General features: G+C 60.0%; 17 protein-coding genes. 6 read left to right on the top strand and 11 right to left on the bottom strand.

Going from position 1 to position 20818, the window contains the following annotated elements; all coding sequences use genetic code 11:
• Positions 1–94 precede the first annotated feature (94 nt).
• From PMI01S_RS07600 to PMI01S_RS07620, 5 genes are read right to left on the bottom strand one after another with little or no spacing between them, the layout of a single operon-like run.
• Positions 95–1096: an AAA family ATPase gene (locus PMI01S_RS07600; protein WP_084318916.1), complete on the bottom strand. Its 1002-nt coding sequence runs from the start codon at positions 1094–1096 to the stop codon at positions 95–97.
• Positions 1093–2256 carry a DUF4350 domain-containing protein gene (locus PMI01S_RS07605; protein WP_084318918.1) on the bottom strand — a complete coding sequence of 388 codons (1164 nt, stop codon included), beginning with the start codon at positions 2254–2256 and terminating at the stop codon, positions 1093–1095. The genes PMI01S_RS07600 and PMI01S_RS07605 overlap by 4 nt, the downstream gene beginning before the upstream one ends.
• A complete protein-coding gene (locus PMI01S_RS07610) occupies positions 2253–3797 on the bottom strand; it encodes a DUF4129 domain-containing protein (protein WP_084318920.1) in 1545 nt (514 codons plus the stop codon). Before PMI01S_RS07610 ends, PMI01S_RS07605 begins: the two co-directional genes overlap by 4 nt.
• Complete coding sequence (locus PMI01S_RS07615; RefSeq protein ID WP_084318922.1) at positions 3784–4761, bottom strand: stage II sporulation protein M; 978 nt, start codon at positions 4759–4761, stop codon at positions 3784–3786. Before PMI01S_RS07615 ends, PMI01S_RS07610 begins: the two co-directional genes overlap by 14 nt.
• Positions 4758–5483 (bottom strand): RDD family protein, encoded by a 726-nt coding sequence (locus PMI01S_RS07620; RefSeq protein ID WP_084318924.1) that lies wholly within the window; start codon positions 5481–5483, stop codon positions 4758–4760. The genes PMI01S_RS07615 and PMI01S_RS07620 overlap by 4 nt, the downstream gene beginning before the upstream one ends.
• 184 nt (positions 5484–5667) lie before the next feature.
• Between PMI01S_RS07620 and sbcB the strand changes: the two genes are divergently transcribed.
• Positions 5668–7098 (top strand): exodeoxyribonuclease I, encoded by a 1431-nt coding sequence (gene sbcB / locus PMI01S_RS07625; RefSeq protein WP_084318926.1) that lies wholly within the window; start codon positions 5668–5670, stop codon positions 7096–7098.
• 87 nt (positions 7099–7185) lie between these two features.
• Here sbcB and mvaT read toward each other — a convergent pair whose 3' ends face one another.
• Positions 7186–7563: a histone-like nucleoid-structuring protein MvaT gene (gene mvaT, locus PMI01S_RS07630; RefSeq protein ID WP_007933316.1), complete on the bottom strand. Its 378-nt coding sequence runs from the start codon at positions 7561–7563 to the stop codon at positions 7186–7188.
• A 339-nt stretch (positions 7564–7902) separates the two neighbouring features.
• Between mvaT and purU the strand changes: the two genes are divergently transcribed.
• The gene (purU, locus tag PMI01S_RS07635; protein ID WP_017340494.1) at positions 7903–8751 is read left to right on the top strand and encodes a formyltetrahydrofolate deformylase; all 849 of its coding nucleotides are present in this window, start codon (positions 7903–7905) and stop codon (positions 8749–8751) included.
• 85 nt (positions 8752–8836) lie between these two features.
• Positions 8837–9004, top strand: coding sequence for a hypothetical protein (locus PMI01S_RS31640; RefSeq protein ID WP_167362939.1), 168 nt, complete (start codon positions 8837–8839; stop codon positions 9002–9004).
• 104 nt (positions 9005–9108) lie between these two features.
• On the opposite strand, the gene gpgF is transcribed toward PMI01S_RS31640, so the two are convergent.
• The 4 genes from gpgF to PMI01S_RS07655 form a co-directional block, all read right to left on the bottom strand.
• Positions 9109–10104, bottom strand: a complete 996-nt coding sequence (gene gpgF / locus PMI01S_RS07640) for a glucosaminyl phosphatidylglycerol flippase (protein ID WP_084318928.1) — start codon at positions 10102–10104, stop codon at positions 9109–9111.
• Positions 10101–10877, bottom strand: coding sequence for an N-acetylglucosaminyl phosphatidylglycerol deacetylase (gpgD, locus tag PMI01S_RS07645; protein WP_084318930.1), 777 nt, complete (start codon positions 10875–10877; stop codon positions 10101–10103). Before gpgD ends, gpgF begins: the two co-directional genes overlap by 4 nt.
• Positions 10870–11991: an N-acetylglucosaminyl phosphatidylglycerol synthase gene (gpgS, locus tag PMI01S_RS07650; protein ID WP_174602653.1), complete on the bottom strand. Its 1122-nt coding sequence runs from the start codon at positions 11989–11991 to the stop codon at positions 10870–10872. The genes gpgD and gpgS overlap by 8 nt, the downstream gene beginning before the upstream one ends.
• Positions 11992–12209: 218 nt before the next feature.
• On the bottom strand, positions 12210–14099 hold the full coding sequence (locus PMI01S_RS07655) for a methyl-accepting chemotaxis protein (protein WP_084318932.1): 1890 nt from the start codon (positions 14097–14099) through the stop codon (positions 12210–12212).
• 173 nt (positions 14100–14272) lie between these two features.
• Between PMI01S_RS07655 and PMI01S_RS07660 the strand changes: the two genes are divergently transcribed.
• Positions 14273–15760, top strand: a complete 1488-nt coding sequence (locus PMI01S_RS07660; RefSeq protein ID WP_084318934.1) for a helicase HerA-like domain-containing protein — start codon at positions 14273–14275, stop codon at positions 15758–15760.
• A 120-nt stretch (positions 15761–15880) separates the two neighbouring features.
• Here the strand turns inward: PMI01S_RS07660 and PMI01S_RS07665 are convergent, their stop codons facing one another.
• Positions 15881–16336: a DUF721 domain-containing protein gene (locus PMI01S_RS07665; RefSeq protein WP_084318936.1), complete on the bottom strand. Its 456-nt coding sequence runs from the start codon at positions 16334–16336 to the stop codon at positions 15881–15883.
• A gap of 307 nt (positions 16337–16643) precedes the next feature.
• On the opposite strand from PMI01S_RS07665, the gene secA reads away from it, so the two are divergent.
• Both secA and argJ read left to right on the top strand, forming a co-directional pair.
• Positions 16644–19379, top strand: a complete 2736-nt coding sequence (secA, locus tag PMI01S_RS07670; protein ID WP_084318938.1) for a preprotein translocase subunit SecA — start codon at positions 16644–16646, stop codon at positions 19377–19379.
• 122 nt (positions 19380–19501) lie between these two features.
• Positions 19502–20719, top strand: coding sequence for a bifunctional glutamate N-acetyltransferase/amino-acid acetyltransferase ArgJ (gene argJ, locus PMI01S_RS07675; protein ID WP_017340485.1), 1218 nt, complete (start codon positions 19502–19504; stop codon positions 20717–20719).
• Positions 20720–20818 lie beyond the last annotated feature (99 nt).

The raw sequence follows: 20818 nt of genomic DNA on the forward strand, positions 1-20818 counted from the left end.
GTCAGAAGATCGCAGCCTTCGGCAGCTCCTACGTCGAATGCGTGCCCCTGCAGGAACTGCCGAAGGCTGCGATCTTTTCCCCTGGCGACGATGTTCACAAACGCGGTGCCGGTACTTGATCGAGCAATTGCTGCAGCACGTGATCGACCTCCAGCCCTTCGATATCCAGCTCCGGCGCGATGCGTACACGGTGGCGCAACACCGCCAGCGCGCAGCCCTTGATGTCATCCGGAATCACGAATTCGCCGCCGCGCAACAAGGCTCGCGCCCGAGCGCAGCGCACCAGCGCAATGGAAGCCCGAGGCCCTGCGCCGAGGGTCAGGCCGGGCCAGCTACGGGTGGTGCGCGCCAGGCGTACGGCGTAATCGAGGACCTGGTCGTCCAGCGGCAGGTCGCTGGCGATGCGTTGCAATGCCAGCACGTCCTTGGCTTGCAACACGGTGCGCAGCGGTTGTACGTCGAGCATGTCGGCCCGGGTCGAGCGGCTGACCTGGCGCACCATGTCCAACTCCTGATCGATGTCGGGGTAGTCCATGCGCACCTTGAGCATGAAGCGGTCCAGCTCGGCTTCCGGCAGCGGATACGTACCTTCCTGCTCGATGGGGTTCTGCGTGGCGAGCACCATGAACGGCTGCGCGATGGGCAGGGCCCGGCCTTCGAGGGTGACTTGGCGTTCCTGCATGGCTTCAAGCAACGCCGCCTGGGTTTTCGCAGGGGCGCGGTTGATTTCGTCGGCGAGCAGCAAGTGGGTGAACAACGGACCTTTGCGCAGTTTGAATTGCTCGGTCTGCAGGTCGTACACCGCGTGCCCGGTGACATCGCTGGGCATCAGGTCCGGGGTGAACTGGATACGCGCGAATTCGCCGCCGAAGCAGCGGGCGAGTGCACGCACCAACAAGGTTTTGCCCAGCCCCGGCACACCTTCGAGCAGCACGTGGCCGCCGGCAATCAGCGCGGTGAGTACATCGTCGATCACTGTGTTCTGGCCGATGACGGCTTTTTGCAATTCAGTTCTGACGGCCTGGGCCAATTGGCTGGCGCGCTGGCGTTGCTGCGCGGCGTGGCTCGGTGCGCCGGGCTCGATCTGTTCACTCATAAGGCGTTCCTCAAGGTTTGCAGGTGGGCGACCTGACGACTGAATTCAACGCTGGACAGCCGTTGCTTCGGTCGCGGGCTCATGGCCTGGCTGATAGCGCGTGTGGGTTGGCCGGTGAGGCGTGCGAGCACCAGCCATTGTTCGGCGACGCCGAGGTGTTCAAAACCGGGATGACGGCGCCGCACCCGGCGCAGGATGTCGTGCTGCAAGGCTTGCAGCAGGCTGGCTTGGCCGGTGTGGCGCCACATGAAATCGGCGCTGGCACGCAGGTGTTCGTGGAGTTGCCGACGGGCTCTCGGAGCGGGTTCGATCAACGGGCCGTGGCGCACGCCGACATGCCAGAGACCCAGGCCGATCAGGGCCATGAGGGCAACCAGCGCCTGGGGGAAATAGCGCAGCAACAAGGTCAGCAGGCTGTCGTGGTCGGTGTTGAACAGCAGGGTCACGTTCGTGTCTGCGGTCAGGTACCACAGCAGCCAGGCGTTGTCGTACCGGTCGATGGCCGGGGTTTTCCACAGGTCGGCGTCGGTGACGACGATGATCGAACCGAGCCCGTGGCTCAGCTGCATCATGTGCGTGGCCTTGCCGCTGTTGGCCCAGGCTTGCGCGAGGTTCTTCGGGTCTTCGAGATGGAACGCGGTATCGAAGGTGGCATACGCCGGCGCGTCTTCGTTTTCAAGGTACAGCTTGGTCAGTTTGGGGTAGGGATCCTTTTCGATGTCGGTTGGCGGGTCCTTGAGGTCTTTGCTCAATGACTGATGCACCTGGACCCGGTCGAGCAACAGGTCATTGCTCTGGCCCAGTTTTTCATCCCACAACGACTCGGCGATGAACAAAAGACGTCCGCCGGCGCGGGTCCAGTTCAGCACTTGATCGATCTGGCGCGGGGTCATGCCGGAGCGGTCGCCGAGCAACAACAGGCTGCGTTGCCGAGGCTCCAGCGTGGGCAGGATGTCGAGGCTGTTGGCATGGCTGACGGTCAGGCCTTGTTTGCGCAGGAAATGTTCGGCGGCCAGATAAGGGTTGGCCTGGGCTTCGGGCGACGGGCCGTGATCGATGTCTGCCTGATAGGGCGTCGCCCTGGCATACAGATAAAAACTCAACGCGCCCAACAGCACGGCGATGAATACGCCGGCGGCGAGCCACACTCGCCGGTTCAATGCGCAGCCCCCGGACCGAACAAGGACCGCCAGCCGTCACACAGTTCCTGTTGCAAATGCGCCGGTGGCAGGCGATGCCCGTAGGCCATGTTCTGCCAGTGCCCGGTCAGGTTTTTGCTGAAGGCCAACAGGGCGGGTCGTTGCAGTCGTTCGACGCGCGCCAGGACCTGGCCTTCGGTATCGGCGGGTTTCAGCGCCATGTTGTAATCGTGCAGCAAGTGACTGAGCAGCGCGCGATAGAGCAAACCGAGCGCCTCGCGAGGGTTGGATTGCCAGAGGCTTTCGGCGCTGGCGGCAATGTCGGCGGGCAGGGTTTCGCGGTTCAGGTCCAGGCCGAATGCCTGCTGCGGCAGCGGCCGCGCGACCTTGCCCTTCAGCGCCGGTCGACGACTGACGAACGCCTGCAACCATGCCCGGTAACGCCAGATCAACCCACCGATCCCGCCAATGACGGCGCCCCACAGCACCCCTTCAATCAAGGTCGCCAAGGTGCCGAAGCGCTGGTTATCCAGCAACTTGAGCAGGGCCTTCAGCCATTCGGGGGCTTTGCCATCGTCGGAGGTTTCGGCGGATGGCTTGTCCTCGCCAAAACGATAGCGTGTGACGGTTTCCTTGTTCTTGAACGGCGGCTGATCGAGGATCGCCTTGATGCTGTCCCGGGACGCCTGGCTAGTCAGTGGCTGGTCCAGCAGACGCGGACTGTCAGGGGTAATGACCGGCTCGTCGGCCCAGACGTTTTGCCCGGTCGGCACCAGAAAAAAGGCCGCCAGCAGCAGGGTGAGGGCGGTGCCGCTCAAGCGTTGGCGCAGGCGGCGGAACACCAGTTCGATGTCCCAGGCCTCCAGCACCGTGCGCCGATTCAGGTAAAGACTGAAGCCGCAGGCCACGTAGATCGGTTCCCACACCACCAGCACCAACACGTAAAACCCATTGGTCAGGTGTTCCAGCCAGCGCCAGTCCTGTGTGGCGGCGGACAGCAATGTCTGCCAGCTCCAGTCGAGTTCGACTTGTGGCGGCAGGAGCAGGTAAAACAGCACCATCAGGCCGATCCACAGCGCACTTTCCAGATGCACGCCGATGATGGTCAGCCAGCGCGCTGCACCGCCGTCGCGTTGCAATAGCACCTGCAAGCGCTGTTGTCGTGCCAGGCCATTCAGGCCTTCGAGTTGCACCACCGGCAACAGGAAACTGCGACTCAGGCTCAAGCGTCGCCAGGTCAGGCTGGCCAGCAATTGTGGTTTGAGCAGTCGTGGCCACTGGCGCAGCGCCTGTTTCAGCGTGGGCGTTTCACCGAACATCGCTTTGGACAGGATGTACAGCGGCAGGCGCTCGAACGCCGGTTTCAGCCACCAGAAGATAAACACGGCGAGGGAGGGCGAATCCCACAGCAGCAAGGTGAGCAGGACGAAAACTGGCAGGGTCACGATGGCCCAGCTGGCCATCAGCAGGCGTCGGTGCCGCTGGCTCAGCAGCACGCCCAGGTCCATGGCTTCCCAGGTGGTTCGAGGGCGGATCACCACGGTCGCGTCACTCAGGCGCATGGCGGGTCCGTCCGGCGAACAGCAGGTACATCGCTACCAGGAACCACAGCGCCGCGCCGACCAGATATTTGGTCATCGGTGCTGGCCCGGTCATCGACGACCAGTAGGCTTCGATAAATGCCGCGATCAACAGAAACAGCATGACCCCGCAAATCAGCAGCACACTTTTACGCGCCGCCACACGCAAGGCTTCGGCGCGCGGCAGTCGTCCCGGTGCAATCAAGGCCCAGCCCAGTTGCAGGCCGGCAGCACCCGCCAGGGCAATGGCACTGAGTTCGAAGGCGCCGTGGCCGATCACAAAGGACCAGAAGGTTTGCCCGTAGCCGATCTGAGTCAGGTGCCCGGCCACCGCGCCGATCATCAACCCGTTGAAAAACAGGAAAAACGCGCTGCCCAGGCCAAACAGCAAACCGCTGGCAAAAGTCTGAAAGGCAATGCCGATGTTGTGCATGATGTAGAAACCGAACATCACCCAGTCTTCACTGGCTGCCCGTTCCGCCGAGCGCCCAAGGCGACCGGCGACAGGATCGTACATGCCTTGCATTTCGCTGACCTGTTCGGCCGGGATCAGGTTGTAGACCAGGTCCGGGAACAGATACACCAGCACCGCAAAGCCGATCAGGCTGCCGAAAAACATCAGGCTGGCGGCGAGCACGAAACGCCACTGTTCACGCACCAGTCGAGGGAAATCCGCCAGGATGAAACCCAGTGCGTTGGCACCCAGGCGGCTGCGATGCTGATAAAGCTGTTGATGCCCGCGCAGCACCTGTTGCTGCAGCGAGTCGATCAGAAAACTGCTGTAGCCGCGTTCCTGGGCAAGCGCCAAATGCTGGCAGAGCCTCCGATAATCTTTCGGGAAACTGGCGATTCGCGAGGTGTCCTTGTTCCGCTCCAGCCTGTCGAGCAGGAGGGAAAACTGCGCCCATTCAGCCTTGTGGCGATTCTCGAAAAGACTTTGCTTCATGCGGGGCCCAACAAACCGCGGGCGATGCCGTTGAGTTCCGCCACGGCGCGTGGCGCTGAAACCTTCAACGGTTGCGCGAGGATGGACGCGAGTTCCGTGACCCGCGCTTCGGAGAGTTCACCCTGGCGTTCGGCAAACCCGAGGATGGCGCGTTGCTCGGGCAGCGTCAGGGCAAACGACGGACGCCGTGGCTCGGCGTCAGGCAGTTGCGGTCGGGTGAGCGGCTGTTCGCGGTAGATTACCAGCGTACCGGCAGCCAGGTCGCCGAGGCGTTTGAAGTTGGGGTGTTGCAGGCAACTGATGGCGCCGAGGAAATAGCCGAACGGCAACAGGTCGACAAAGCGCAGCAGGTTGCGCAACAGCGACGCGGACCAGCCGATCGGTGTGCCGTCGTCCTGCACCACCCGCAGGCCCATCCATTGCTTGCCCGGCGAGCGTCCCTGGTTGAGCACCTCGAACAACACCATGTACCACCAGCTCACTACGAACAGCAGGATCGAGCCCAACCCGGCGCCGAGTTTTCCCAGGAACGCGAGGACAATAAACAGCAGGCCCAGAATCAACCCGCGCAGTCCGAGGTCGATGGAGAACGCCAGCGCACGCACCATCAACCCGGCCGGGCGCAGTGGCAAGTCGATGCCTTCCGGCGTTTCAACCTGATACCGCGTATCCAGTGGCGGGGACAGCGTCGCTTTCCTTGGCAGTGCTGCGGTCTCGAGCATGGGCAACCTGATGATGTGGCCTGATCGGGATTCTCTGTGCGGCCGATGCTAGCAGTCTCTAGGGGGAAAACGACATAACTATGTATTGCACGGTGCGTGGCCAGAGGTGATTGAATGCAAGATTGCTGGCCGTGGCGGGATGCAAACGCCTAGACTTCGCCGATCTTCAGTTCAGGAATAGCCCGTGACCTCGATCTTCTGGTACGACTATGAAACCACCGGCATCAACCCTCGTTGCGACCGTCCGCTGCAAGTGGCGGGGCTTCGCACTGACTTCGATCTCAATGTCATAGACGAGCCGGTCAATCTTTACTGCCAGCCCAGTGAGGACATCCTGCCGCATCCGGCGGCCTGCGCAATCACGGGCATCACACCAGGCCAATTGACCGGGCACGGTTTGAGCGAAGCCGATTTCATGACCCGGGTGCACGCCCAACTGGCGGCGCCGGGCACTTGTGGCGCGGGTTACAACACTTTGCGTTTCGACGACGAGATGACTCGTTACAGCCTGTACCGCAACTTTTTCGACCCTTATGCACGTGAATGGCAGGGCGGCAATAGTCGTTGGGACCTGATCGATGTGGTGCGTGCGGCGTACGCCTTGCGACCGGATGGCATCACCTGGCCCAAGGATGACGAGGGGCGGGTAACGCTCAAGCTCGAACGCCTGACCGCCGCCAATGGCATCGATCACGGCAATGCTCACGAAGCGCTGTCGGACGTTCGCGCGACCATCGCGCTGGCCCGTCTGATTCGGGAAAAACAACCGAAGCTATACGACTGGCTGTTCCAGTTGCGCAGTAAACAAAAGGTGATGGATCAGATTCGGCTGTTGCAGCCGATGGTGCACATTTCCGGGCGCTTTTCGGCGGCGCGCAGTTATGTCGGCGTGGTGCTGCCGCTGGCCTGGCACCCGCGCAACAAGAATGCGTTGATTGTCTGCGACCTGCACCTGGATCCCCAAGGCTTGCTTGATCTGGACGCCGACGCTTTGCGCCAGCGCCTGTATACCCGTCGCGATGATCTGGCCGAGGGCGAGCTGCCAGTGCCGCTCAAGCTTATCCACATCAACAAATGCCCGGTGGTCGCGCCCCTGTCAGTACTTCGTCCCGCTGATCAGCAACGCCTGGGGCTGGACATGGCGCTATATCAGGAGCGCACGCTGCGGCTAAGTGACGCACAGCAAGTTTGGCGAGATAAAGTTCAGGCCATTTATGCCAGCGAAGATTTCACCCAGAGTCAGGACCCTGAGCAACAGTTATACGATGGTTTTATCGGAGATCGGGATCGGCGCCTTTGTGAGCAAGTCCGAGCGGCTGACCCGGCGCAATTAGCCAAGGAACAATGGCCTTTCGATGATGAACGTTTACCCGAATTATTGTTTCGATATCGAGCACGCAACTTTCCCGATACGTTGAATTTCGAAGAGCAAGAACGTTGGCGAATATTCTGTCGGCAACGTTTGTCAGACCCTGAGTGGGGAGCGCCCAATACGCTGGAAACTTTTACAGAGGCCACGGCCCAATTGAACATGACGGCAACGCCGTTCCAGCAAGAGGTGCTCAACGAGTGGAGCAATTATGTCCAGGCATTGCGCAAACGTTTGAATCTTTGAAAATGAAAATGCCCGGCACTGAATACCGGGCATAAAAAAACGCCAGCGTTTGCTGGCGTTCTTTTTTGCAGAAGAAAGCGTTGCGGCTTAGCCCAGCAGGGTAGCCCAGCCTTCAACCACGTCACCGCCCCACTTGGCTTTCCACTCTTTCAGAGTCTTGTGGTTGCCACCTTTGGTTTCGATGACTTCGCCGTTGTGCGGGTTTTTGTATTGTTTAACTTTGCGAGCGCGCTTGGTGCCAGTAGTTTTTACTGCGCCGCCGCGTGGTGCTTTGGTTTTGGATTCTGGATCCAGCAACGCGATGATGTCACGCAGGGACTTGGAGTATTCGCCCATCAGGGTGCGCAGTTTGCCTTCGAATTCCAGCTCGGTTTGCAGTTTGTCGTCTTGGGACAGGTTCTTCAAACGGGCTTGCAGCTCTTTGATAGCTTCTTCGGTGGCACGATATTCGTTGATCAAGGACATGGGGACTACCTTATGTTGGTGCACTGGATGTCAGGGGACAGTGCCGCAATAATAGTCAGGGTGTTTCATCAAGTAAACATTAAACCGGAGTTTATTTAAATTAGTTGTCGTGAATAGGGCGCCCGCGGGATGTGCAGTTAAATAGTGTGACGCGGGTATCACAGATATTCACAATTGAGTACTTGAAGATGGGCAATAAGAGCACCATTGCGCGGGTGAGCGGGCGCTTTCACGCTTGTGCCTGCAGCCCTCGAGCAAGGCAAGGTGTCATCTATACTGCAGTTTTTTCGCGCAGTCGCTAGAATGGCGGCCTTTGCGAAGTTCTGGAGTTTCCCCCCCATGCGCACTTTTCGGCTGGTGATTGCTTGCCCGGACCGCGTCGGCATCGTTGCTAAAGTCAGTAACTTTCTGGCGTCACATAACGGCTGGATCACTGAAGCGAGCCATCACTCGGATAATCTCAGTGGCTGGTTCTTCATGCGTCACGAAATTCGAGCCGATTCTCTGCCTTTTGGTATCGAAGCCTTCCGCGAAGCGTTCGCGCCGATTGCCGAAGAGTTCTCGATGAACTGGCGCATTACCGATACCGCGCAGAAAAAACGCGTGGTGTTGATGGCCAGCCGCGAGTCTCATTGCCTGGCCGACTTGCTGCACCGCTGGCACAGTGACGAACTGGACTGCGAAATCTCCTGCGTGATTTCCAACCATGACGATTTGCGCAGCATGGTCGAGTGGCACGGTATTCCTTACTACCATGTGCCGGTCAATCCACAGGATAAAGAACCGGCGTTCGCCGAAGTCTCGCGTCTGGTCAAACAGCACGAAGCCGAGGTGGTGGTACTTGCCCGTTACATGCAAATCCTGCCGCCCGAGTTGTGCAGTGAATATGCGCACAAGGTCATCAACATTCACCACAGCTTCCTGCCGTCGTTCGTCGGCGCCAAGCCCTATCACCAGGCTTCCCTGCGTGGGGTGAAGCTGATCGGTGCAACGTGCCACTACGTGACTGAAGAGCTGGATGCCGGCCCTATCATCGAGCAGGACGTGGTGCGTGTCAGCCACAGCGACAGTATCGAAGACATGGTGCGTTTCGGGCGTGATGTCGAGAAGATGGTGCTGGCTCGTGGTCTGCGTTATCACCTGGAAGACCGGGTGCTGGTGCATGGCAACAAGACCGTGGTGTTCTGATACCCGCACGGCACGGTTGAAATTCGAAGGGCCTGGGCGTTCAATCGCTCAGGCCCTTCGCCGTTTCTGCACTGAGAACATGACCATGGCCGATCCACTGGACAAAGCTACTTCCAAAGCCCCCGCCACACTGGGGGAGGGGTGTTTGAGCCGCTACGACCCGGATGACTTGAGCCCTGACGATGGCACGGAGTTTCCGGGGGCGGCGGAGTTGTGGGAGGCGTTGAATCCGGACCCTGACCCTGACTTGTAGGAACCGGCTTGTTGGCGAAGCGGCCTTGAGGTTTGGCGCGCGGACGCTTTTTGTGTGCATATCCGTTGCTGCGGTAACGGATAGGTACACAACAAAAAACTCCGCTAAGCCTGCCTGAACCTCATCAACTTCTTCAACAACGGCCGCCCAAGCATCAGCAAAAACACCGGCCCCCCAACCGCCAGATAAAAGTAATAAGTCACCGCCCGCCAAATCAGAATCGCCGCCGCCGCAGTGGATTTCCCCACCATGGGCGCCAGCAGCGCGGCCGAGGTCAATTCCGCAGCACCAGCGCCGCCCGGCAACAGGCTGAATTGCCCCGCGCTCAGCGAAAGCATCTGAATCAGAAAACTCCAGGCCCACTGCAAATCCGCACCGAGCCCACGCAACGCCAGATACAACACGCTGTAACGCAGAAGCCAATGCACACAGGTCAGGGCAAACACCTTGATCAACGTCTGAACAGGCAACTTCAGCGTGTCAGTGAAAGCCGCCAGAAAATGCAGGAGCTTTCGCGCCCAACGCATTCGCGTGCTGCCTTTGACATTCAGGCGCACGAGCAAGCGTCCACTCAGGCGAATCAGCAGCCGATGGTAGCGCGCGATTACCACGCAACTGAGCAGCCCGCCGAACATCGAAATGGCGCTGACCGTCAGCAGCCATTCCATACGTTCGCTGAGGTGCTGGAACAACGCATAAATCAGAATCCCGCTTAACGCGCAGAGAAAGAACAGCAGATCGCTCAGTTGATCCATGGCGAAAACCGCGCTACCCCGTGCCGGTCGCACGCCGTTGCGTGCCAGCAACGCCATGATCGTCAGCGGTCCGCCGCTGCCGCCCGGCGTGGCGCAGTAGGCGAACTCGGCCGCCATCACCACGCCAAGGCTTTTGACCGGGCTGACCTTGTCGCGCTGATCGCCCAGCAACAGACGCAAGCGCATCGTGTTCACCACCCAGCACAGCAGGATCATGCCGAACATGATCAACAGCCAGCTCAATGGAAAACTCTGCAGTCGCGACCAGGTCTGGTTGCCGCCCAGCAACAGAGGAATCAGCACCGCAGCGAGCAGCGCGACAAACAGCACAATTGCGCGACTCATGCGGCGCGACCGACACGGTCGTCGTGCAGCGCCAGCCACCGCGCCTTGGTCAACGGCACGCGGCCCTCGGCGAGCAGGCGCTTGAGGGTTTGCAACCAATAATTGCGTGAGAAAGGGTGACGCATGTCCACCGGATGCAACCCCAGGCGAATCACTGGCGCTTGACGCCAACGCTGTTCGCGCTGATCGCTGACCAGCTTCGACAAACCCCGACGCCAGGCACTGCGTGCACTCCATACCAACCCCGGCGCATCGACCGGGGTGAAATCCGGCAGGCGATACAGGTGTTGCGGATCGCTGGTGTAACTCAAGGGTAATTGGCGCAAGGCCCGGCGCGTTCCTTCACTCATCAGCCAGGCCGGGGCGACAAAACCCTCCAGCGGCCAGTGATAACGATGGAACACTTCAATGCCGGCACGCAGACGTGCGAGCGCGGCTTCCTGAGACAGGCTGTAAAACTCGCCTTCGTGGGTGTAGATGCGGCGCATAAACCAGTCTCGCGGTGTGTGGGGGGCCGGGCTTTCATCGCAATGAAAATAGCCGTGCAGCGCCAGTTCGTCCCCTAGGCCGACACGGCCGGTGAGCATCCGCCGAAATCCCGGATGGGCCTCAAGATCGTTGTGCTTGTGAAAATCCGGCACAACCAGCCAGGTCATCGGCACTTCGCCCAAGGCGTCAACGGCGTCGACGAAGGGTTGGTAGTCGGCCCAGGTCTGCGGCGCGACGTCGTGCAACACCAATAGCAGACTGGACGCGTTCATGGGCTCAGCCATTGGCGATCCGCGGCCATTGGCTGCCGAGGACGGCGTGATAATGACCCAGCAGGCTGTCGACCACTGCGTCCCAGGAATAATGTCGCTCGACATGACTGCGGGCCTGTTGGCCCAAAACCGCACTCCCCGAAGCGAACAGCTCCCGAACGGCGTTGGCCATCGCCATTGAGTTGTTTGGCGCGCAAAGCAGACCGCATTCTGTGGTGATGATTTCCTGAAAGGCCCCGGCTGCCACGGCCACCACCGGAATGCCGCACGCCATGGCTTCTAGAATCACCAGGCCGAAGGTTTCCTGATCGCCGGCATGCAGCAACGCATCGGCACTGGCCATCAGCCTTGCCACTTGCGTCGCCGGGCAGAATTCATCGATCACCGTCACGTTTTCCGGCACCACCGCAGGCATAGACGAACCCACCAGCAGCAAGTGATAGCGGCGACCCAGGCGTTTCATGCAGTCGAGCAACACCGGCAGGTTTTTTTCCTTGGAGCCGCGCCCGGCAAAAATCAGCAGATGGGTATTTTCATCGATGCCCAGTTCTGCGCGCAGGCCCGGGTCTCGGGCATCGGGATGGAAGGTGTGCAAATCGACACCCAAGGGTTGTACGAAAACGTTCTTCACCCCGAGGCCGATCAATTTGTCGGCCATGATCCGGCTCGGCGCCAGCACCCGGTCGAAGTTACCGTAGAGCTTTCTGACATAGGCCTCGACATTGGTGGTGACCCAGTTGCCCATGCGGTTACTGACCAGCAGCGGCAGGTCCGAGTGATAAAAGCCGATCACTGGCACATCGAGTTGCCGCCGAGCATCGAGCGCTGCCCAGGCCGTGAGGTACGGGTCACCGACTTCAATCAGATCGGGCTGCAAATCCTGCAGGACATTGCGCCAGGGGGCGAGACGGAGAGGGAAACGGTAACCCTTGCCGAAGGGCAGGGCGGGAGCCGGTACCGTGTAAACGCCATCCAGTTCACTCAGGTGTGAACCAGGGACCAGCAGACTGTGGCGAATGCCCGGCTTACTCCCCAGGCGACGGTGTTTTGCATCCAGATACGTGCGCACGCCACCGCTGGCAGGGGCGTAGAACATGGTTATGTCCGCGATATGCACGATGAGCATCCCTCCGGTCCGTTGTTCTCCCTTGGTTGACCTTTATGAAGGATAGATGTTCGGCTGGGTTTTGTGGCGGGGATGTCGGCGAGGTTTTTGCGGTGTGTTACAGGCCGCCTTCGCGAGCAAGCCCGCTCCCACGGTGATCTCAGTCGTACACATAATTTGTGTCCACCAAAGATCACTGTGGGAGCGGGCTTGCCCGCGAAGGGGCCCGCAAGAGCGACTTAAATCCTGAAACTGCCTACCAACTGTTTCAGCCGCGCCGCCTGCTGCTCCAGGTCAGAGCACGCCCGCAATGTCGATTGCAGGTTTTCCACCCCTTCCTGGTTCAGCGTGTTGATCTCGGTGATGTCGACATTGATCGACTCGACCACCGCCGTCTGTTCCTCGGTCGCCGTGGCCACCGACTGGTTCATTCCGTCAATTTCGCCAATGCGCAAGGTCACGCTGTTCAGGCGCTCGCCCGCCAGGTTGGCGATTTCCACGCTGTCCTGGCTGTGACGCTGACTGTCGCTCATGGTGCTGACGGATTCGCGGGCGCCGACTTGCAGCTCCTCGATCATGGTCTGCACCTGTTGCGCCGATTCCTGTGTGCGGTGCGCCAGGTTGCGGACCTCATCGGCCACCACGGCAAAACCACGCCCGGCTTCACCGGCACGGGCGGCCTCGATAGCGGCGTTGAGCGCCAGCAGGTTGGTTTGCTGGGAAATGCTGGTGATCACTTCGAGGATCTGCCCGATGTTCACGGTTTTGCTGTTCAGCGATTCGATGTTGGTGCTGGAGGCGCTGAGCATGCTCGACAGTTGGTTCATCGCGACAATGCTGCGATCTACCACTTGCTGGCCATCTTCGGCCAGGCTGCGGGCATCGCTGGCCTGACTCGAGGCCTGGGCGGCGTTGCGCGCAATTTCCTGGGCCGCGGCACCGAGCTGGTTGATGGCGGCGGCGACGCTGCTGGTGCGCGAAGCTTGCTGGTCGGAGTTGTACATCGACGAGTTGGAGGCCGCGACCACACGCAACGCCACTTCGTTGACCTGGCCGGTGGCCGAGGACACTTCGCGGATCGAACCGTGAATGCGCTCCACGAAACGGTTGAACGCGGTGCCGAGGCTGCCGAATTCGTCGTTGTTCTGGATAGTCAGGCGTTTGGTCAGGTCGCCTTCGCCGTCGGCGATGTCGGCCATGGCGCGGGTCATGACGTGCAGCGGCTGGATCAGGATGCGGATCAACATACCCAGCAGGGCGATGATGATCGCGACTGCAATGACAGTCGCAACCACCGCCGAGGCGCGGAATTCGCTGAGCTTCGCGAAGGCTTTATCCTTGTCCACCGACAGACCGATGTACCAGTTGACGGAAGACAAGCCTTTGATCGGGGTGAACGTGACGATGCGGGTTTTGCCATCGGCTTCTATTTCACTGAAATCGCTGCTGATGCGGGGGGTATTTTTCGGGTACGCCTCGGCCAGGGGTTTCATCACCAGCGCTTTGTCCGGGTGGACCAGGATCTTGCCGTCGGCGCTGACCAGGAACGCATAACCCATACCGCCGAAGTCCAGCGCATTCAGGCTGTCAGCGATCACTTGCAGGCTCAGGTCGCCGCCGACCACGCCGATGTTCTGGCCGTCCTTGAGGACGCTATTGACGATGGAGATGACCAGTTGGCCGGAGGCCAGATCGATATAGGGTTCGGTCAGTGCCGAGCCGCTGGTGCTTTGGGCGCTTTTGTACCAGGGACGGGCGCGAGGGTCATAGCCATCCGGCATTTTGCTGTCCGGGCGAATGATGAAGGTGCCATCCTTGTTGCCCAGATAGGCGCCCATGAAGGTCGACGTCACCGCCTTCTGCTCCAGCAGCTTGGCGACGTTGCCGATGTCAGCGTTCAGCGCGACGTTTTGTGAGAGGTTTTCGACCAGCAGGCTGCGGCCGGTCAGCCAGGTCTGGATATTGTTGGCAGTCACACTGCCCATTTCTTGCAGATAGTTGTCCAGGTCCTTGCTGATCGCGTTGCGCTGCAGATAGTCGTTGTACAGCGTGAACGAGGCGAACGCGGCAATAACGATGAGGGCGGCGGCAAGCAGGATTTTATGGCTGAAGCGCAGGTTTTTGTTCATGGCTTGGGGTTCCGCTAAGGTCTTAATGCCCAAGGCGTGCTTTTATAAAGAAACGCACAGTGGGCGGTCATGAAAACAAGCTGATATTTCCTTCCTTCCTTAGGGGGATAACCGATGCTTTTCAGTCTTTTATATCGGCCGCACAGAATCAAAGATTAACCAAAGGTGACCAAATGCCTGATTCATCGCAACTCGTTATCGGTGCCGATCTCACGGGGCAACCGATCGCTCAGGCCATGCGCCTGGCGAACCGCCACGGTCTGGTCGCGGGGGCTACCGGGACCGGCAAGACCGTCACCTTGCAAAAACTGGCCGAAGCGTTCAGCGATGCTGGCGTGGCCGTGTTTGCGGCGGATATCAAAGGTGACCTGTGCGGCCTCGGCGCAGCCGGCAACCCTCAAGGAAAAATAGCCGAGCGCATCGCCGGGATGCCCTGGCTGAACCACACGCCTCAGGCCTATCCGGTCACCCTGTGGGACATTCACGGTCAGTCCGGTCATCCATTGCGCACAACCTTGAGCGAAATGGGCCCGTTACTGATTGGCGCCCTGCTGGAGCTGACCGACAGCCAACAGTCGGCGTTGTACGCGGCGTTCAAAGTCGCGGACCGCGAAGGCTTGTTGCTGCTGGATTTGAAAGACCTGAAGGCACTGCTCAATCACCTGCGTGACCACCCCGAATTGCTGGGGGACGACGCGGCGTTGATGACCACAGGGTCGAGTCAGGCGCTATTGCGACGCCTGGCGATTCTGGAACAACAAGGCGCCGAAGCACTGTTCGGCGAACCGGCGCTGCAACTCGAAGATATTTTGCAGCCGACCGCCGAGGGGCGCGGGCGGATTCATCTGTTGGATGCCAGTCGTCTGGTGCACGAGGCGCCCAAGGTCTACGCGACATTCCTCTTGTGGCTACTGGCCGAACTGTTCGAGCAACTGCCGGAGCGCGGCGATGCCGACAAACCGCTGCTGGCGCTGTTTTTCGACGAGGCACATTTGTTGTTTGCCGATACGCCCAAGGCGCTGCAGGAACGTCTGGAGCAAGTGGTGCGGCTGATTCGCTCGAAAGGCGTGGGCGTGTATTTCGTCACCCAGTCGCCGGGCGACTTGCCGGATGACGTGCTGGCTCAACTCGGCCTGCGCGTCCAGCATGGCTTGCGCGCGTTCACGGCCAAGGAACAGAAGTCCCTTCGGGCCGTGGCCGAGGGTTTCCGGCCGAACCCGGCGTTCGACGCCTTGTCGGTGTTGACTGAGCTGGGGATTGGCGAAGCGCTGGTCGGCACGTTGCAGGACAAGGGGACGCCGGAGATGGTCCAGCGCGTATTGGTCGCGCCGCCGCAATCGCGGATTGGGCCGTTGAGCGAAACCGAGCGCACGGTGTTGATCGCCGGGTCGCCGTTCAAGGGACGGTATGACAAGCCAGTTGATCGCGAATCCGCGTATGAAATATTGATGGGGCGTAAAGGTCTGGCGCCGGAGGCAGAAGCGGTGCCCGGCAAACCGGCGCCAGAGGAGCCGAGCTTCACCGACAAGGCCGGGGAATTCCTCGGCACAGCGGCAGGGCAGGCACTGAAATCGGCGATGCGACAGGCGGCCAATCAGTTGGGGCGGCAGTTGGTGCGCGGCCTGATGGGTTCGCTGCTCGGTGGCAGTAAACGCCGCTAGCGAGTGGGCCTAATCAAAATGTGGGAGCGGGCTTGCTCGCGAAAGCAGTGTGTCAGGCGATACAGATGTCGACTGACACTCCGCTTTCGCGAGCAAGCCCGCTCCCACATTTGATGTGTATTAATCCTTGGGTTTGGCGTGAGCCGCCAATCGCTCAAGCGCCGCTCGCAGGTTGGGGTCGGTAATCCCCTCAGCCGTCGCCTGAATGGTCGCGCCTGCATCGCTGGACAAACTGATGGTATGCCCCGCTGCCCCTTGCTGGACGGTCGGCGGCTGTACCTTGAACAGAATCCGCGTCAGGCTGGCGAATTCATCGAACATCTGTAACTGCCGTTGCAGACGCTTCTGTTGATAACGCAGACGGGTTGCCCAATGACCATCGGTGACGATCAGCAACAAACTGCCTTCGCGCCACGATGCCACATGGCAATGCTCGCGGGCGGCGGGCTGCAATTGGCTTTCCAGCAGACGTTGTAAATGACCCAGGCGTTGAGCATGGCCAAAAATGGCTTTCAGCGGTTTGGCTTCGCGAAGCAGAACGGCGGGTGCTCTGGCCGTAAGAGGGCGAAATGCCATGATCAGACACCTGAAGTAACAGAGCCGCCATGGTAGCAGAAAGCACTGGATGCGCCCGACCCATTGCTTTGCGCGCGCTTTACCCATTAAATCAACAAGTAACTTCTGCTGTAACCGGCTTGAAGTTCAGCAAAAAGCCCTTATTTTAAGTGAGCCCCGTCACAGCGCAGTGCATGCATCGTGGAACAACGCCACTTTCCTCACCATCGTTTCCGGGTAGAATGCTCGTTCGCATGCGGCCATGAGGGCTGCACGGGCGACTCACGGGGCCGCCCTCCATCCCTTTAGTGTGGAAGATCCTGCCGATATGTTTGCGCCTTTGTTAAAGAAACTTTTTGGAAGCAAGAACGAGCGTGAAGTCAAACGCATGCTCAAGACGGTGCAACTCGTCAATGCCTTCGAAGAGCAAATGGTGGCCCTTTCGGACGATCAATTGCGTGCCAAGACAGATGAGTTCAAGGCCCGCATCGCCAAAGGGGAAACCCTCGACAAGCTGCTGCCAGAAGCCTTTGCGGTCGCCCGCGAAGCCGGCAAGCGCGTCATGGGTATGCGCCACTTCGATGTCCAGCTGATCGGCGGCATGACCTTGCATGAAGGCATGATCGCGGAAATGCGTACCGGTGAAGGCAAGACCCTGGTGGCCACACTGGGTGTTTACCTCAACGCGCTGTCCGGCAAGGGCGTGCACGTTGTGACTGTGAACGACTACCTGGCCCGCCGTGACGCCAACTGGATGCGTCCGCTCTACGAATTCCTCGGCATGACGGTCGGTGTGGTCACGCCATTCCAGCCGCCGGAAGAGAAACGCGCCGCTTACGCCGCCGACATCACGTACGGCACCAACAACGAATTCGGTTTCGACTACCTGCGCGACAACATGGCGTTCAGCATGGAAGAAAAATTCCAGCGCGAACTCAACTTTGCCGTGATCGACGAAGTCGACTCCATCCTCATCGACGAAGCCCGTACGCCGCTGATCATTTCCGGTCAGGCCGAGGACAGCTCCAAGCTGTACATCGAGATCAACAAACTGATCCCTCAGCTTGAATTGCATGTCGAAGAAGTCGAGGGCGAAGTCACCAAGGCCGGCCATTACACCGTCGACGAGAAGACCCGTCAGGTCGAGCTCAACGAAGCCGGTCACCAGTTCATCGAGGACATGTTGACCCGCGTCGGCCTGCTGGCTGAAGGCGAGAGCCTGTACTCTGCGCACAACCTGGGCCTGCTGACCCACGTTTATGCCGGTCTGCGCGCTCACAAACTGTTCAATCGCAACGTCGAATACATCGTGCAGGACGGTCAGGTCGTCCTGGTCGACGAACACACCGGTCGTACCATGCCGGGTCGCCGTTTGTCCGAAGGCCTGCACCAGGCCATCGAAGCCAAGGAAAACCTGAACATCCAGGCCGAAAGCCAGACACTGGCGTCGACCACGTTCCAGAACTACTTCCGTCTGTACAACAAGCTGTCCGGCATGACCGGTACCGCGGACACCGAAGCGTTCGAATTCCACCAGATCTATGGCCTGCAGGTCATGGTCATCCCGCCGAACAAGCCTTTGGCGCGTAAAGACTACAACGACCTGGTGTTCCTGACCGCCGACGAGAAATACGCGGCGATCATCAACGACATCAAGGAATGCATGACCCAGGGCCGTCCGGTGCTGGTGGGTACTGCAACCATCGAAACTTCCGAGCACATGTCTGCGCTGCTGCAGAAGGAAGGTATCGAGCACAAGGTCCTGAACGCCAAGTTCCACGAAAAAGAAGCCGAGATCATTGCCCAGGCCGGTCGTCCGGGTGCACTGACCATCGCCACCAACATGGCCGGTCGTGGTACCGACATCCTGTTGGGCGGTAACTGGGAAGTGGAAGTCGCGTCGCTCGAAGATCCAACGCCGGAGCAGATTGCCCAGATCAAGGCCGACTGGCAGAAACGTCACCAACAAGTGCTCGAGTCGGGCGGTTTGCAGGTGATTGCATCCGAACGTCACGAATCGCGCCGTATCGACAACCAGTTGCGTGGTCGTGCCGGTCGTCAGGGTGACGCCGGTTCCAGCCGTTTCTACCTGTCGCTGGAAGACAGCCTGATGCGCATCTTCGCCTCCGACCGGGTGAAGAACTTCATGAAAGCATTGGGCATGCAGTCCGGTGAAGCGATCGAGCACCGCATGGTGACCAACGCCATCGAGAAGGCTCAGCGCAAGGTTGAAGGCCGCAACTTCGACATCCGCAAGCAACTGCTCGAGTTCGACGACGTCAACAACGAACAGCGTAAAGTGATCTATCACATGCGTAACACGTTGCTGGCCGCCGACAACATCGGTGAAACCATCGCCGACTTCCGTCAGGACGTACTCAACGCTACTGTCAGCGCACACATTCCACCGCAATCGCTGCCTGAACAGTGGGACGTTGCCGGTCTGGAAGCCGCGTTGCAGAGCGACTTCGGTGTGGCACTGCCGATCCAGCAATGGCTCGACGAAGACGATCACCTGTACGAAGAAACCCTGCGCGAGAAGCTGATGCAGGAGCTGATTGCGGCGTACAACGAGAAAGAAGATCAAGCGGGCGCGGATGCGCTGCGCACCTTCGAGAAGCAAATCGTTCTGCGCGTACTGGACGACCTGTGGAAAGACCACCTGTCGACCATGGACCACCTGCGTCATGGCATCCACTTGCGTGGCTACGCCCAGAAGAACCCGAAGCAAGAGTACAAGCGCGAGTCGTTCACGCTGTTCTCCGAGCTGCTGGATTCGATCAAGCGCGACTCGATCCGTGTGCTGTCGCACGTTCAGGTTCGCCGCGAAGACCCGATCGAAGAAGAACAACGCCTGCGCCAGGAAGCCGAAGCATTGGCGGCGCGCATGCAGTTCCAGCACGACGAAGCGCCTGGTCTCGAGCAACCGGAACTGCTCGGTGAAGAGGTCGATGTAGCCCTCGCCACCGCACCGGTACGCAATGAACAGAAGCTGGGCCGTAACGAACTGTGCTACTGCGGTTCGGGCAAGAAATTCAAGCATTGCCACGGGCAGATCCAGTAAACCCCGTTTCATACGCTGAAATACCCGCGCCGCGACCGGCATCAGCCGTCGCGGCGTTTTGCCATTTACACCACCGTTCTTCCTGAAAGCGGTGCTGACATCATTTATTAAGGAGCGCATTCATGGCTGTTGGTCTTGGTCCTTTGCCAACGTTGCACCCGGTTGCCGGTTTTGAACTCGGTATCGCCTCGGCCGGCATCAAGCGCCCTGGGCGCAAGGATGTCGTGGTCATGCGCTGCGCCGAAGGTTCCACGGTGGCTGGCGTGTTTACCCTGAACGCTTTTTGCGCAGCTCCGGTGATCCTGGCCAAGCAGCGCGTGCAAGGTCCGGTGCGTTACCTGCTGACCAACACCGGCAACGCCAACGCCGGCACCGGCGAACCCGGCCTGGCCGCCGCCGAGCGCACCTGCGCGAAACTGGCTGAATTGACCGGCGTCGATGCCAGCCTGGTGCTGCCGTACTCCACTGGCGTGATCGGCGAGCCGCTGCCGGTCGAGAAGATTGAAGGTGCGTTGCAAGCCGCCCTGGACGACCTGTCGGTGAACAATTGGGAAGCTGCCGCCACCGGCATCATGACCACCGACACGCTGCCGAAGGGGGCCAGTCGCCAGTTCCAGCATGACGGCGTGACCATCACCGTCACGGGTATCAGCAAAGGCGCGGGCATGATCCGTCCGAACATGGCCACCATGCTCGGCTATATCGCCACCGACGCCAAAGTCTCCCGCGATGTATTGCAGAACCTGTTGCTGGACGGCGCCAACAAGTCGTTCAACCGCATCACCATCGACGGTGACACCTCGACCAACGACTGCTGCATGCTGATCGCTACCGGTCAGGCTGCGCTGCCGGAAATCACCAGTGCGAGCGGTGAGTTGTTCGCCAAACTGAAACAGGCCGTGTTCGAGGTGTGCATGGACGTGGCCCAGGCCATCGTTCGCGACGGCGAAGGCGCGACCAAATTCGTCACCGTTGAGGTCAACGGTGGCGGCAATCATCAGGAATGCCTGGACGTCGGTTACACCGTGGCGCACTCGCCGTTGATCAAGACTGCATTGTTCGCGTCCGACCCGAACTGGGGCCGCATCCTCGCCGCCGTCGGCCGTGCCGGCGTGCCAAACCTGGACGTGAGCAAGATCGATGTGTTCCTCGGCGACGTGTGCATCGCCAGCCGTGGCGCCCGCGCATCGACCTACACCGAAGCCCAGGGCGCAGCGGTGATGCAGCAGGAAGAGATCACCATCCGTATCGAACTGGGTCGCGGCGATTGCAGCGAAACCATCTGGACCACCGACCTGTCCCACGAATACGTGAAGATCAACGCCGAGTACCGTACTTGATCACTCGCTAGACCGAGTTGTCCCCTTCGCGAGCAAGCCCGCTCCCACATTTGACTGAGTTCTTCCCGTAGAAATACGATCAAATGTGGGAGCGGGCTT

Source organism: Pseudomonas migulae NBRC 103157 (genome assembly GCF_002091715.1).
Classification (GTDB): Bacteria; Pseudomonadota; Gammaproteobacteria; order Pseudomonadales; family Pseudomonadaceae; genus Aquipseudomonas; species Aquipseudomonas migulae_A.

Coding starts and splice junctions, on each gene's coding strand:
- gpgD (WP_084318930.1), bottom strand. CDS start 10,877: ATGGCTGAGCCCATGAACGCGTCCAGTCTGCTATTGGTGTTGCACGAC.
- PMI01S_RS07610 (WP_084318920.1), bottom strand. CDS start 3,797: ATGCGCCTGAGTGACGCGACCGTGGTGATCCGCCCTCGAACCACCTGG.
- PMI01S_RS31640 (WP_167362939.1), top strand. CDS start 8,837: ATGGCCGATCCACTGGACAAAGCTACTTCCAAAGCCCCCGCCACACTG.
- PMI01S_RS07600 (WP_084318916.1), bottom strand. CDS start 1,096: ATGAGTGAACAGATCGAGCCCGGCGCACCGAGCCACGCCGCGCAGCAA.
- PMI01S_RS07615 (WP_084318922.1), bottom strand. CDS start 4,761: ATGAAGCAAAGTCTTTTCGAGAATCGCCACAAGGCTGAATGGGCGCAG.
- mvaT (WP_007933316.1), bottom strand. CDS start 7,563: ATGTCCTTGATCAACGAATATCGTGCCACCGAAGAAGCTATCAAAGAG.
- argJ (WP_017340485.1), top strand. CDS start 19,502: ATGGCTGTTGGTCTTGGTCCTTTGCCAACGTTGCACCCGGTTGCCGGT.
- gpgS (WP_174602653.1), bottom strand. CDS start 11,991: ATGCTCATCGTGCATATCGCGGACATAACCATGTTCTACGCCCCTGCC.
- gpgF (WP_084318928.1), bottom strand. CDS start 10,104: ATGAGTCGCGCAATTGTGCTGTTTGTCGCGCTGCTCGCTGCGGTGCTG.
- PMI01S_RS07655 (WP_084318932.1), bottom strand. CDS start 14,099: ATGAACAAAAACCTGCGCTTCAGCCATAAAATCCTGCTTGCCGCCGCC.
- PMI01S_RS07660 (WP_084318934.1), top strand. CDS start 14,273: ATGCCTGATTCATCGCAACTCGTTATCGGTGCCGATCTCACGGGGCAA.
- PMI01S_RS07665 (WP_084318936.1), bottom strand. CDS start 16,336: ATGGCATTTCGCCCTCTTACGGCCAGAGCACCCGCCGTTCTGCTTCGC.
- PMI01S_RS07620 (WP_084318924.1), bottom strand. CDS start 5,483: ATGCTCGAGACCGCAGCACTGCCAAGGAAAGCGACGCTGTCCCCGCCA.
- purU (WP_017340494.1), top strand. CDS start 7,903: ATGCGCACTTTTCGGCTGGTGATTGCTTGCCCGGACCGCGTCGGCATC.
- secA (WP_084318938.1), top strand. CDS start 16,644: ATGTTTGCGCCTTTGTTAAAGAAACTTTTTGGAAGCAAGAACGAGCGT.